The organism is Spirillospora sp. NPDC048911, assembly GCF_043198015.1.
Taxonomy (GTDB): Bacteria; Actinomycetota; Actinomycetes; order Streptosporangiales; family Streptosporangiaceae; genus Spirillospora.
The window spans coordinates 17,030-30,828 of the sequence record NZ_JBICUD010000016.1; the positions used below are offsets into that span (position 1 = coordinate 17,030).

7 protein-coding genes are annotated in these 13,799 nt (G+C 71.4%); 3 read left to right on the top strand and 4 right to left on the bottom strand.

Annotation, left to right across the window (positions count from 1 at the left end):
- Position 1: 1 nt before the first annotated feature.
- Both ACGFNU_RS47370 and ACGFNU_RS47375 read right to left on the bottom strand, forming a co-directional pair.
- A complete protein-coding gene (locus tag ACGFNU_RS47370; protein WP_392603329.1) occupies positions 2–7,501 on the bottom strand; it encodes an SDR family NAD(P)-dependent oxidoreductase in 7,500 nt (2,499 codons plus the stop codon).
- Positions 7,502–7,517: 16 nt separating this feature from the next.
- Positions 7,518–9,188: an acyl-CoA dehydrogenase family protein gene (locus tag ACGFNU_RS47375; protein WP_392603330.1), complete on the bottom strand. Its 1,671-nt coding sequence runs from the start codon at positions 9,186–9,188 to the stop codon at positions 7,518–7,520.
- Between the two features lie 390 nt (positions 9,189–9,578).
- Between ACGFNU_RS47375 and ACGFNU_RS47380 the strand changes: the two genes are divergently transcribed.
- The 3 genes from ACGFNU_RS47380 to ACGFNU_RS47390 all read left to right on the top strand — a co-directional run bounded on the left by ACGFNU_RS47380 (position 9,579) and on the right by ACGFNU_RS47390 (position 10,489).
- Positions 9,579–9,797, top strand: a complete 219-nt coding sequence (locus ACGFNU_RS47380; protein WP_392603331.1) for a hypothetical protein — start codon at positions 9,579–9,581, stop codon at positions 9,795–9,797.
- 3 nt (positions 9,798–9,800) lie between these two features.
- Positions 9,801–9,968: a hypothetical protein gene (locus ACGFNU_RS47385; protein ID WP_392603332.1), complete on the top strand. Its 168-nt coding sequence runs from the start codon at positions 9,801–9,803 to the stop codon at positions 9,966–9,968.
- A 194-nt stretch (positions 9,969–10,162) separates the two neighbouring features.
- Complete coding sequence (locus tag ACGFNU_RS47390) at positions 10,163–10,489, top strand: anti-sigma factor antagonist (RefSeq protein WP_392603333.1); 327 nt, start codon at positions 10,163–10,165, stop codon at positions 10,487–10,489.
- Between the two features lie 551 nt (positions 10,490–11,040).
- Here ACGFNU_RS47390 and ACGFNU_RS47395 read toward each other — a convergent pair.
- Positions 11,041–12,840 (bottom strand): SulP family inorganic anion transporter, encoded by a 1,800-nt coding sequence (locus ACGFNU_RS47395; RefSeq protein WP_392603334.1) that lies wholly within the window; start codon positions 12,838–12,840, stop codon positions 11,041–11,043.
- 14 nt (positions 12,841–12,854) lie between these two features.
- Positions 12,855–13,199, bottom strand: a complete 345-nt coding sequence (locus ACGFNU_RS47400; RefSeq protein ID WP_392603335.1) for an ArsR/SmtB family transcription factor — start codon at positions 13,197–13,199, stop codon at positions 12,855–12,857.
- Positions 13,200–13,799 lie beyond the last annotated feature (600 nt).

A 13,799-nucleotide genomic window follows, 5' to 3' on the forward strand; every position in this document is an offset into this window, starting at 1 on the left:
CTCAGCTCACCGGACCCAGCCGGCTCCGCAACTCAGCGGAGATCTCGCCCGGCAGCGCGATGGTGCGGTATCCCTCCACGCGCAGGACGACATCGCCCTCCGCGTCCAGAACGACGCAGTCGAAGCCCAACTGCTCAGGGTCGCCCGGCCGGGGAACGATCCTTGCGTGAAGCGGTCCGGGAAGGCCGATCCGGAACATGCGAATCCGTCCGACCCGGTGAGGCAGCGCCAGGCGCCCATGCGACCCGGCCTCCCAGAGCCCGGCCGCCTGGAAGCACAGCTCGACCAACCGCGGCGACAGGGTCAGGTGCGGCTCATCCTGATCGGTCACGGCAGGCAGGTCGCCGGCCATGCGGGCCGCCGCGCCTTCCCCGTGCCGCCAGGCGGCGAAGACCACCTGGAACGCTGGACCGTGGAAGTACAGGTCGTAGACGTCCTCCTTGTGCACGACGGTCTCGCCATCCTGCACCGGGTCCTCCTGTTCTGGATCCGGTGCATGCTCGGTGAGCCGTACTGAGCCGGTGAAGTGGACGGTGCGCTGCGGCTCGTCGGAGCCATGCAGGGCGCGCTCGGCCGACAGCGTGCACCTGGCGACCAGGTCGGCGCCGTCGGGACCCACGACCGCGGTGAGCGTCAGTGTCCTGGGCTCGTCCCGGTAGAACTTCAGAGGCGCCAGGAACGCGACGTCCTCCACGGCGGTGACGTGCCATCCGGGTGCGGCCAGCCGCGCCAGCTCGGCGAAGCCCTCGATGCCCATCACCCCTGGCAGCACCGGAGTGCCGTCGATGCGATGGTCGTCGAGGAACGGCTGCCGCGCCGGATCGAGGATCGTCCTGGCCACCAGGCCGGTGTGGACACCGGCCGACTCGACCGTTCCGATCATCGGACCGGTGCCGGTGACCGCCGCCGGGTCGAGCCCGCCCGCCGGGTCGTACTCGCGGCCCAGGACGCCGAGCTCACCGGCGACCAGCACCTCGCCACGTCCGCCGGAAACGAGTTCCTGGCGGATCCAGGGCACGGCGGTCGCCGCGGGCAGCATCTCGATGCCGGCCATCTCCATGATCTTCGGGATGGAACCGCGCGAGGCCATGCCGATGCCCGCCCAGGCGGTCCAGTCCAGCGCGATCGCCCGGGTCTCGGGCCGGGCGCGCCGCAGGCCGCTGGTCAGCTTGCAGAGCAGGTCGTTGGCGGCGCTGTAGTCGGCCTGCCCCGCATTGCCGAACCGTCCGGCGACCGAGCTGAACGCGACAGTGGCGCCGATCGGCAGATCCGCGGCCGATCGCATCAGGTTGAACCAGCCGTCGGCCTTGACGTCGAAGACCAGGTCGAACTCGCGACGCGGTTTGTCGGCCAACGTGTGGCTGATCTCGATCCCGGCGGCATGCAGGAGCACGTCCACCCGTCCGCTCGTCGCGCGCACGTCGTCGACGACCCGTCGCACGGCGTCCGCGTCGGTCAGGTCGACCGGGTGGTAGTGCGCGGTCCCGCCCGCGTCGCGGACGGCCTGGATGGCGGTCGCTGCCGCGCGCAGCCGCTCGTAGCGCGCCATCTCCTTCTCGACCAGGACCGGCGTCGGCCGCTCGCCGCGCTCTTTGAGCCGGGCGGCGATGTCGGCCCTCAGCGCCTCCGGATCGCTCGTGTAGCGGCGCAGGTCGGGGTCGGACGGATCGGGTTCGGGTGTGAGGTCGAGCAGGTGGAAGGTGCCCGCCGAGGCCTTGGCCAGGTCGGCGGTGATAGCGGAGACGATCCCGCCCGCCGCCCCGGTCACCAGGAACACCGTGTTGGCGTCGAGGGCCGTCTCGGCGCCCCCGAAGGGGCGTTCGTCGAGCCCGATCGTCCAGCGGAGGTCGTTCGACCGGCCCACCTCGACGCAGCCGGGGTCGTGCAGGGTCTCCTCGATGAGCGCGTCGGCGATTCCGCTGGTCTTGCGGCTGGGCGGGAAGTCGACCGCCTTCACCAGCGTGCCGGGCCGCTCCCGCTGGTAGGCCTTGGCGAAGCCGGTGACGGCTCCGCCGAGCGGCGCTGACGCGCCCTCCTCGTCGTAGCCGTGCCGCCCGCCGAGCCGGGTCGCGGTCACCAGGAACGGCGACCGCTCGTACAGCGGCCGAACGAGCCCGTACAGGTTCTTCACCCGGCGGCGGAGGGCCTCCCGCCAGGCGGAGAGGTCCATCTCGTCGATCGGGCCCTCGTCGTCGAGCGCGGGCAGCCAGTACACGCCGTGCACGTCGCCGTCCACGGAGAGGCCGGCCGCTGACGGGTCGAGCATGACGACCTCGCAGCCGAGCTTCTGGAGGCGCCCGGCGAGCGCCTTGGCGACGCCGCCCTCGTCGGGCATCACCGCGATACGGCTTCCCTTGCCGAGTGTGATCCCGGTGGGCTTGCACAGCGCGAGGGGCGGCCGGAGCACCGGGACCGGCACCCGTCGCGAGAACGCTCCCGGATCGGGGGTGCCATCGGTGTCGGCCGCCGCCGGCTCATCCGTCGTCTCTGGGACGGCCTGCGGGGAGGCAGCCGCCTTGCGTTCGCGGATCCAGCCGATGACGTGGGTGAGGGTCGGGAAGTCACGCAACCGCAGCTTGTCGTCGCGCTCGATCGAGAACCGCTGACGAACCGCCGCGAACACCTCCGCCTGCTTCACCGTATCCACACCCAGATCCGCCTCCAGATCCAGATCCAACTCCAGCAACTCCGGCGGATACCCCGTCATCTCCGCCACGATCCCCACCACCGTCGCCGTCACCTCATCGGCTTGCGCGGGGACGGGCGCAGCGGGTGCGGCGGGAACGGGCGCCGGTTCGGGCGTGGGCTGGACGGGGGTGGGCGGGGCCTGTGCCGGCTGCGGCTCGAGGGCCGGTCTCCTCGCCGGTGCGGCCGGTGCCTGGGCGAGCTGTGCGTCGTCGACGACGCGCAGCCGCCGCTGGACGACCTCCAGCCGGGCGCCCTCGCGGCCCGTCATGGCGGCGAGCCAGCGGTTCCAGGCGTCCGGGTCGTCGATCCGATACGCGTATCCCAGCTCGTCGGGCGCGCGGTGGCGGCCGTCGGGCATCGGCGTCCAGCGCAGCAGCGACATGGCGATCTGCGAGCCGAAGCCCGCGGCCAGCCGCAGCGCGTGGCGGACGGGGTAGGCGCCGCCCGCCGAGAGGTTGAGCACGCCGAGCTCGGGGTCGGGCTCCTTGAAGTTCGGCACCGGCGGGACGATCCCGGTCTCCAGGGCCTTGATCGCCACGACGTCCTCGATGCCGGCGCCCATGGCGTGGCCGGTGAACGCCTTGGTGTTGGTGATCACGACGGCGTCGGCGTCGCGGCCGAACACGCGCCGCAGCGCGTTGATCTCGGCTGCGGCGCTCCCGCCGCGCGCGGGGGTGTAGGTCTCGTGCGACACGAAGACCGTGGCGGGCGCGATATCGTGCCGGTCCGCCCCGCGCGCCTCCGCCTGCCCGATGACCTCTTCCATGACCTGGCCGATGTGGTCGACGTCCAGGCGGGTGCCGTGGAACGCGCTGTTGGCGGTCACGGCGCCGAGGACCTCGCAGATCGGCCGGACGCCGCGTTCGCGCGCGGCGGCCGCGGACTCGACGACGAACGCCGCCGCGCCCATGCCGACGATCATCCCGTGCCGGCGCCGGTCGAACGGCGTCGCGGCCTCCTCCACCACGTCGTCGGTGGCGGCCGCGCCCGAGGCCAGGAAGCCCGCGCCGACCCACGGCAGCAGCGCGTCGCTGGTCACGTCGTCGGCCGACACCACGATGACGCGGCGGCAGCGGCCGGTGCGGATCCAGTCCCCGGCGACGCAGAGTGCTTGGGTGGTGCTCGCGCACGCCGCGTTCACCTGCGTATTGGGGCCGCGCGCGCCGATGATCTCGGCGAACTGCGAGTGCCCCATCGACAGGCAGCGGAACAGGAAGCGCCGGTCGAACACGTACGGCTCGTCCTCCAGCCGGCGCCGTAGCTCGCGGACGCGGCGGTCGACCTCGGCCGTCGCCGCATCGCCGTCCCGCAGGCGAGCGCGCACGGCCTCCAGGGCGAGCAGCTGCTCGCGGCGGCCCCGGTCGGTGAAGTAGCGCTCCAGGTCTTGGGCGAAGTTGTCGTAGCCGGGGAACGCGGAGGCGAACACGACTCCCGTGTCGTCCCGCAGCGGCTCGGGCAGGCCCCAATGCCCGGGGAGCCGGGTGCCGAGCGTGGTGGTCTTGTACCCGTGGACGAGCGGGAGGCCAGCGTCGCGCAGCGCGTCGAACCCGGCGCCGATCGCCAGCCGGGTAGCGGTGTCCAGGGCGGCGTCCCGGTCGGCGTCCACGCCGAACTCGGTCACGACGTCGAGCGGCGCGCGGCGTCCGGCGAGCTTGATGACGTCGGCCTCGTTGTCGATGGTCTCGAACGTGGGGTCGCCGGACTCGCGCTTGACCAGGCGAGTGATCCGCCGGTCCACCATGCTCCGGCGGTACCGGTGCGGGATGGAGTCGATGAACTGCTGCCCGTCCAGGATCCGCTGCAGGTTGGCGTCGTCGAAGACCCGTTCCACGCCGGGCAGGCCCAGCGCGGCGCCGGTCACCACGACCGGCTCGTCCTCCGGCACGGCATTCGGAGCGGGCGACGGTGCGGTGCCCGTGTAGACCTTGAGGCCCGCTTCGAGGGCACCGGCGAAGATCCGGCCGAGCTGGTCATAGGTGTCGCTGGTCATGGCGGGCCTCATCGGGCGTTCGGGGGAAGCGGAGACGGGTGCGGGTGCCGGCGGCACCGGCTCGGCGGGGCGCAGGCCCAGGCCGGACGCGTACAGGCCGCAGAGCGCCTGGTTGAACGAGACGGCGTCGCCGAACTTGGGGTGGTTGGTGAACAGCTCCAGCACGTCGTCGTGGTGGGCGCCGAGCACGTCGGCGGTGAAACCGTGCAGCGCCTTCTTCGGCCCGACCTCGACGAAGACGCGCGCGCCCGCGTCGTAGAGCGTGCGCAGCCCGTCCACGAACCGCACAGGCGAGGCGACCTGGCGCCCGAGCATGTCGAGGATCGTCTCGACGTCGGCGCCGGCAGGGTAGAAGTCGCCGGTGACGTTGGCGACGATCGGACGCCGCGGTGGACGGATCTCCAGCCGGCGCAGCGCCGCCTTCAGCGGCTCGCCGGCCGGGGCGACGATGGCGGTGTGGAAGGCGTGGCTGACGGGGATGCGCGCGGTGTTGAGGCCGGCGCGGCCGAACTCCTCGATCGCCCGTTCGACGGCGGTGGTCGCGCCGCCGACGACGGCCTGGCCGGTGCTGTTGATGTTGGCGACCACGACGTAGCCGTCGATCCCGGCGATGATCCGTTCGATCTGGTCGAGCGGGCCGAACACCGCCGCCATCGCGCCGTTGTCGCCCATCGAGATGTCGGCCATCTCGCGGCCGCGGGCGCTGACCGCCTCCAGCGCCGCGGAGAAGGTCAGCGCGCCCGCCGCGACGAGGGCGGCGTATTCGCCGAGGCTGTGCCCCATGACCATGTCGGGCCGGACGCCGTACTCGTCCAGCAGCCGCGTCAGCGCGATGTCAGCGGTGAGGACGGCGGGCTGGGTGATCTCGGTCTGGAGCAGCCGGGCCTCCAGCTCGTCCTTCGCGACGCCGCCGGAGAACACATGGGCTGACAGTGGTCGTCCGAGCAGCGGGGTCATGACGCCGTCCGCCTCGTCGAAGGTCCGCGCGACGATGGGCTCGCGGGCCCGCAGTTCGCGCAGCATGTCGACATACTGCGAGCCCTGCCCTGGATACAGGAAGGCGACCTTTGGCGCGGGTCCGCGGCCTAGGAAGACGCCTTGTGAACGCAGCATCCGCCACATGGCCGGGTTGTCCGCCCGGAAGGCCTTGGCGGCCTTCGCGGCCTTGTCCATGAGCTCAGCGGGGTCGCCGTAGTCCAGGACGACCCGTACCGGGGCGTCGGCCAGCTCCGCGGAGGGCGGCGCCGGCGGGACACCCTCGCTCAGCCGGTCCAGGCCCGCGAGTGCCTCCGCGTCATCACCGGCAGCGACCGCCGCGATCCCCCGCGGCGGCGATTTCACGGTGGCGGGAACGTCGGCCGAGGCGAATGAGCGGGGTGCGTCCTCGGCACGATGGCGACCGGGGACGTACTCCTCCAGCACCACGTGGAAGTTGGTGCCACCGAAGCCGAACGCGCTCACCCCGGCGGTCCGGACGGCGCCGTCACCTGGCTGCGGCCATTCACGCAGTTCGGTGTTGACGCGGAACGGCGTGCTGGACCAGTCGACGTTCGGATTGGGATCGTCGAAGTGCAGGCTCGGTGCCAGCACCTTGTCGTGCAGGCTCATGACGGCCTTGAAGGCTCCCGCCGCGCCAGCGGCGGCCTTGAGATGCCCGATGTTCGACTTCACCGAGCCGAGCGCGATCGTCCCCGGCGCGGCCCCAGCCTTCACGAAGACCTCGTTCAGGGCCGCGAGCTCGGTGGCATCGCCGACGCGGGTGGAGGTGCCGTGGGCCTCCAGGTAGGTGGCGCGGGCCGGATCGAGGCCGGCGTCGGCCCAGGCTCGCTCCACGGCGAGCCGCTGCCCGACGGGGTTGGGCGCGGTGATGCCCTTGCCCTTGCCGTCGCTGGAGCCCGCGATGCCGAGCAGCACGGCATAAATCCGGTCGCCGTCGCGTTCGGCGTCGGCCAGCCGCTTGAGCACGAACACCGCGCAGCCCTCGCCCATCACGAAGCCGTCGGCGCCCGCGTCGAACGGGCGTGTCCCGGTCGCCGACAGGGCGCCGATCTTGCAGAACTTCACGAACGCACCGACGCCCATGTTGCGGTCGACGCCTCCGGAGACCGCCACGTCGAAGTCGCCGGCCTGCAAGCCGCGGACGGCCGCGTTCATCGCGGCCAGCCCCGAGGCGCACGCCGCGTCGGTGGTGAAGTTCGGCCCGCGCAGGTTGAGCAGGTTGGCCACGCGACCGGCGACGATGTTGGCCAGCTCGCCGGGCATCGTGTCCTCGTTGATCTCAGGGAATCGCGCGAGGAACGCTTCCCTCGCCTGCGCGAGCACCGTCTCGCGTACGTCGCCGGGCAGGGCCGCGAAGGCCGGGGCCGAGACCAGTTCGCGGGCGAACTCGGGGAAGGCGATCCGCAGATTGCTCTCGTAGTGCTTCTCGCCTCCGATGGCGTTGCCGAGGATCACGGCGGCACGCTCGGGATCGACGTGCCAGTCCGGCCATCCGGCGTCCAGCAGCGCGGCCCGGGACGCCGCCACCGACCATTTCTGCCCCTGGTCGAGCTGCGCGCCGACCGCGGGCGGCACCGGCAACCGCCAGCCCATCGGATCCCACTCGAACTCCCGCACCCAACCGCCGATGCGCGAGTAGGTCTTCTCGGGGGCCACCGGGTCCGGGTCGTAGTAAAGCTCCGGATCCCAGCGTTCGGGCGGGACGTCGCCGATGGAGTAGCGGCCGTCGCGGACGTTCGTCCAGAAGGAGTGCGCGTCGGGGGCGTCGGGCATGATCGCGCCGATGCCGACGACGGCAATCGGGACGCGGGGATTGCCAGTCATGACGTTACCTGCAGATTCAGTTGTCGGCGCGGCCGTACAGGGCGTCCGCGATGAGGTCCATGTCGGCGAGCAGTCCGGCCTGGGCGGCGCGGACGGCGTCGAGCCGAAGCGCGGCGGGCAGACCGCCGTCCTGCCCGGCGGGAAGAGCGCCCGCGACCCAGCGCAGGCCCTCCTCGGCGGTCTTCATGGCGGCCTCGCGTGCCGCCACCCGGCTGATGGTGGCGAGGATGCCCGGCGCGAACCGCCGATCACTCTTCTGCGGCCACTCGCCCGCGGCTGCGGCCGCCGCGCGCCGGGCCAGCGCGGCCGCGCCCTCGGCGGCGGCGATCAGCTCGCCGAGCCGCAGCAGGACGTGCTGGTTGCGGGTGAGCCGCCCGGTGCGGCACGCCTCCATGACGGCGGCCAGGCACTCCAGCGCCAGTGCCGCAACCGGCGCCCCCGTCTCGCCGGGCAGTGCGGCGAGGGCGTGCGCCTCGTCACGGTAGTGGGCTCCCCGGGTCTTCAGGTGGCGCTGCCACCGGTCGCGGGCGATCGTCATCTCCAGGATCTCCGAGGTCCCCTCGTAGATCGTGGTGATCCGCACGTCGCGTTTGATCTTCTCGACCACATAGGGCTTGGTGTAGCCGTAGCCGCCGTGCGCCTGGATCGCCGCCTCGGCCGCCGTGTTCCCCGCCTCGCTGGCCAGGTACTTGGCGATCGCGCCCTCGGTGTTGAGCGCCCCCTCGGCGCCCTCGCCCGCGTCGATGCGCAGCGCGGTCTCCTCGGTGAACGCCCGCGCCGCCTCCAGCCGCACCGCATGCGGAACGATCAGCTTGTGCGTGTACCCCTGCTTGCTGGCGAGCGGCCCACCGGCCTGCACCCGGTCCGCCGAGTAGGCGATCGCCCGGTCGAGCGCCGCCCATCCCCCACCAAGACCGAACGCGGCGACCATCAGCCGGGTGTAGCCGAACACCCGCTGGGCGATCACCAGCCCGCCGCCCTCCTCGCCACCCACCAGGTTCTCCGCCGGGACCACGACGTCGTCCAGGTAGAGCGCCGCGGTGTTGGACAGCCGGATGCCGTGCTTGTCCTCCGGCGGCGCGGCCGAGAAGCCCTCCGTGCCCTTCTCCACCACGAACCACGAAGGTCCCCGGGGAGTGGAGGCGAGAACGGTGCACACGTCGGCGATGGACCCGTTGCTGATCCATTGCTTGCGCCCGTTGATCCGGTAGCCGGTGGTCCGCCCACCGGTCTCCACCGGAACGGCGACGGTGCGCAGGGCGCCGAGGTCGCTGCCGGCCTCGGGCTCGGTCGCCCCGTACGCCAGGAGGATGCCCTCCTTGACGATCCGGCCGAGCCACCACTCCTTCTGCTCGGCGGTACCGCCGAACAGGATCGGATCGCAGCCGAGGAACGTGGCGAACACCGAAGTCGCCAGCCCGATGTCGATCCGGGCCAGGCGCTCGCAGACGCGGTAGGAGTCGAACGCCCCACCGCCCATCCCGCCGTACTCCTCCGGGATGAAGACGAGCTGAACACCAAGATCGTCGCCGCACATGGCACGGACGACCTCTTCGGGGCAGACGTCCTCGCGGTCGAGTTCCAGCCGCCGCTCCTGCGGAAGAACGCCGCCGGTGAACTCGTCGAGTGCGTCGAGCATGAGGTTAAGGGTGCCGAGGTCGAGCCCCCGGCTGTCATCGCTGCTCATAGCCTGATCTCGCCGTCCGAGGGGGATGCGTTCTCCTCGAACGTAGGCAGCCCTCCGTACCCGAGATAGCCCAAAAGGTCCCTGACCGCCAGGACCTTCGACCCGTCCCCCGCCGCTCGCCATGGCCGGATACCTAGAGTGACCACGCGGCCAGGCGATGCCCATCGCACAGCGGCGCCGCGTTGCAGCCGGCCAGATGCAGGCTGGCGCCGCGGTCATGGTCGTTGCTCACTGGCCGTGTCCCGGGGTTCCGAGGGGATCCGGTCCCCCGCCTGGCGGATTCGACCAGGTGAGCCCTGGGTCACGCATGGTCTGATGTGCCAGGGAACACACTGAGGTGTGAATGGGTCAACTGAAGCGGTGGTGTTGCTGGGGTTGGCGCGTCGGCTGTTGACCGGGTTGGAGCAGCCCGCCCCACGGCGGTGCCTGGATGAGCAGCTGGAGCGGTGGCGGGAGGTGGCGCACCAGTGCCGGGAATTGGGCAACTGGGTGGTCCTGGCCACCGCGACGGCGGCCACGACCGATCCGGTGCGGGTGGATGCCGCCGCGGCCGAACGGCACCGGCTGCTGGGCGAGCTGGCGGTCATGCTCGCGGTCAACACCGAATGAGCGGTGGCGATCTGCCAGCCCTACACCACCGAGCCCGGCCGGCACGATCCGTACCTGACCGAGGCGTGGAACACCGCCCGCGACGCGTTGCGGTACATCACGTTGAGTGTGCTGCGGATGCTCACGGTCTCGCACGGCCTGCCCGACACAACCAACGGCCCTGACCATTGACCGCACCGTCGTTGACCGCGCCGCGCGGCGGGTATGGCGCTTGTTGCACAGCCGACCCCGAGCGCATGATTGCGTTTGTGCCGCAGCCCGCTGGGAAAAGCCGGTCCATGACCTCCACCGCCGACTCGGTCGCGTCGGCCCCGCCGCCCCGGCCGTCGGCCGCGCCGCGACGGTGGCCAGACGGAGGTCTGCAGGTGAACGTCGGTCACCGCCATGGCTGGGTGGTGCTGACGTTGCGCGGTGAGCTGGACATCGCCACCGTGCCGGTCCTGCACGAGCACGTCGACGACGCCATACGCGCCGCCGCGGAGCGGGACCTACCGCCCCAGGTCGCGCTGGATCTGATCGCCCTGGTGTTCTGTGACTCCTCCGGGCTGAACCTGCTGATCCGCGCCTGGAAACAGATCACCGCCAGCGGCGGACGGATCCTGCTGCTGCAACCCCGCCGCCGCCTGCGGGAAACGTTGGCATGCGCCGGCTTGGACCGCTACCTCACCATCGCCGCCACCGTGCCGGCTTGACGTCTCACAGCTGACCAGCAGACAGATCCAGCATTTCAGACACCAGCGTGCGGTCCATGTGCGCGTGATGGCTATGCAGGCGCACCGAACCGGGGCACCCTGCCCGACCGGGCGTGGTCTCCGGGGAAGGCGGCCGAGGATCTCCCCGCCATTGTCCTTGCGTGCCATTACCCGCCGATTACGCAGCGCGGGTATGGAGTGTTGCAGACACCAACGCGAAGGAACTCCACATGTCCGCCTCGACCCGCTTGACGACGCTGGCTGTGGCTCTGGCTGCCACCAAGAATCGGCTTCCCCTGCCCGCCACGACCACCGACGTCCCTCCCGCGCCACGCTCATCGGTCAGCGACCGGTTCCGGTGGCGGATCCGCCGAACAGCCACTGCACCGAGTTCGTCGACAACAGACCGACATGGGGCACCTAGGTCTGACCCGCGGGGCAGGCCTTCGGGGCGAGCGTCGCGACTCCGCCTCTCTCCGCTCGAACCGGCTGCCAGGTTGCCCCCTTCCGAGTGATAGGGGCCGAGCAGGGTTCGCATTCCCACCGCACGTTCATGGAGTGGGGGCTTTCGTTGGCGAGTTCTTCTGTGGCTGTCGCGTGGTCGTCTCTTGTGCGGTCGTCGCCTCGCACACACTGTGCGGGAGGCCGTGCTGATGCAGGTGGGAGCGGGCGTGCGCGATCGCGGCGGGTGTGGTGGGGAAGATCAGACCATCGCGGCGCAGGTGGTCGGCGACGCCGAGGGCGGCCAGGACCTGGTCGTGCCGGTGCTTGATGCCGGAGACCAGCACGAGGATGCCGCGGTGTTCCAGACGGGTGATGGCATCGCCCAGGACCTGGGCGCCGGTGGCGTCCATGGTGGTGACGCGCGACATCCGCAAGATGACCACTCGCACGTCGCTGACCTCGGTCAGCTCCAGGAGGAAGCGATGGGCGGCGGCGAAGAACAGCGGGCCGTCCAGCCGGTAGGCGACGATGTGCTCGTCCAACAGCTGCCGTTCTTCGGCGGTGTGGTCGGTGCCGTCGGTGCTGTCGAGGGGGGTTCGGTTGAGCTGGGCGGAACGGGCGACGGCGCGCAGCGCGAGCACGATGGCCAGGCCGACACCGACCGCGACGGCGGTGATCAGGTCGAAGATGACGGTGACGGCGAAGGTTCCGATCAGTACCAGGGCATCGCTGCGGGTGGCGCGCGCCAGTGCGCGCAGCGACGAGACCTCCACCATGCGGATGGTGGTGGCCAGCAGTACTCCGGCCAGCGCGGCGAGCGGGATGCGTGCCACCAGGCCGGCGGCGGCCAGCACGATGACCGCGAGCACAGCGGCGTGGGTCAGGGCAGCCAAGCGTGAGCGGGCTCCGGCGCGGACGTTGACGGCGGTGCGGGCGATCGCCGCGGTGGCGGGCACGCCGCCCAGCAGCGGCGCGGCCAGGTTGGCGATGCCCTGACCGAACAGCTCTCGGTCGGGGTCGTGTTTTTGGCCGACGCTCATCGCGTCGGCGACGCTGGCGCACAGCAGGCTCTCCAGAGCCGCCAGCGCCGCCACGGCCAGCGCCGAAGGCACCAGCGCGGCCGCGGCACCGGTGTCCCAGAACGACCATGACGGGGTGGGCAGCCCGGCGGGCAGCGCCCCGATCGTAGCCACCTTCAGCGACGCCGCCTGCGCCACGATGGTGGCCAGCACGATTCCGGCAAGCGAGAACGGGATCCCGGGCCGGATCCGGGAACCGGCCAGCATCAGCGCGGCGACCGCGATCGCCATCACCGGCGCGGCCGCCGAGGGATGCGCGAGAAAACGGGCCAGGGCCTGCCCGGCCACCTGCCATACCTTCTCACCATGGACCCCGGCGGCCCCGAGCGCGGCTGGTATCTGCTGCAGCGCGATGACCACGGCGATGCCGGCGGTGAACCCCTCGATCACCGGCGTCGGCAGCAACGCCGCGAACCGCCCGGCACGCAAAGCCGCCAGTCCCACCAGGACCAGCCCGGCCATCAGTCCGACCATCAGCACGCCCTGGGCGCCGTAGCGCGCCACGATCGGCACCAGCACCACCGTCATCGCACCGGTCGGGCCCGACACCTGCAGGTTGCTGCCACCGAACACCGCCGCCAGCGCGCCCGCGACGATGGCGGTCACCAAGCCCGCTTGCGCACCCAGCCCCGAACTGACCCCGAACGCCAGCGCCAGCGGCAGCGCCACCACCGCCACGATCAACCCGGCCACCAGATCCCGGCCCGGCTCCCGCCGCGCCGCACTCCAGTCCGACCGCCCCGGCAACAGGCCGCCCAGCCTCCCACCCAGCCCAGCGGCCAGTCGGCGCGCCAGTCGCTGCCGCAGCCCGCGGGATGCCCCTTGCATCTGAACGGATGCGGTCACGCGCTCTTGTCCGTCGACTCGCTGCGCAGCTCGGCCAGCAGCTCACCCTGGCCGGCCAGCAGTTCGGTGAGGATCCGCCGGGCCGCCCGCATCAGATCCGACACGTCCCCGCCCGCCAGCTCGTACACCACCGTCAAACCCTCCCGACGGGCGGCCACGATCCCCGCGCGCCGCAACACCGCCAACTGCTGGGACAGGCTGGAGGCCTCCACCTCGATCGCAGTCAGCAGATCGCGCACCGGAGTCGGCCCTTCACACAACAACTCCAGCACCCGGATCCGCACCGGATGCCCCAGGGTTTTGAACAACTCGGCTTTCGCCTGATACAGCGGGATCGGCATCACGCGCCCCCCGTCGGCCCAGCATCCCGCCGGCCGTCGGCCTGATCGTCACATGCCGACCCGCCACGCACGGGCTCATCAGGCACGGGCTCGTCACGCCGGAGCTCGTCAGGCAGCGCGACGCCGTGCGTGGCGGCTAGGCGCTCCAACTCCTCAAGCCCACCGGCATGCGTGAGGACCGCGTGCTCGTCACCATGCTCGCGCGCGGCCTCCAACGCTCGCCGCGTCGCCCCCAGGCGCCGACGCAACACACTCTGGAAGTCAGGCACCTTCCCCCCGTCCACTGTCCTCGACCTCGCCGGTCTCGGCGGTCTCGACGTCTGCACACAAGTCAGGAACACCAGCCTCCGCGACGGCGTGCGGAGCTCGATCCGCCAACCCCAACACCCGCCGTGGCCGCTCAAGATCAGGACCGGCGCTGCCGTATTTCAACATCCGCGCGGCCCTACACCTGACTCACCTGACGGATTGCCATCTTAGCCAATTGAAGAAATCTTCAAAACCGCAACCGGGCGAACGCACGGTGCAGACAGGACCACGACCGAAACCCGGAAGCCACCGGACCACGCGCATGATCGACCGTCGGCAACCCGGTCGAAT

Bases quoted from the DNA above. Each gene is read 5' to 3' on its own strand.
- ACGFNU_RS47395 (WP_392603334.1), bottom strand. From the start codon at position 12,840: ATGCAAGGGGCATCCCGCGGGCTGCGGCAGCGACTGGCGCGCCGACTG.
- ACGFNU_RS47375 (WP_392603330.1), bottom strand. From the start codon at position 9,188: ATGAGCAGCGATGACAGCCGGGGGCTCGACCTCGGCACCCTTAACCTC.
- ACGFNU_RS47400 (WP_392603335.1), bottom strand. From the start codon at position 13,199: ATGCCGATCCCGCTGTATCAGGCGAAAGCCGAGTTGTTCAAAACCCTG.
- ACGFNU_RS47370 (WP_392603329.1), bottom strand. From the start codon at position 7,501: ATGACTGGCAATCCCCGCGTCCCGATTGCCGTCGTCGGCATCGGCGCG.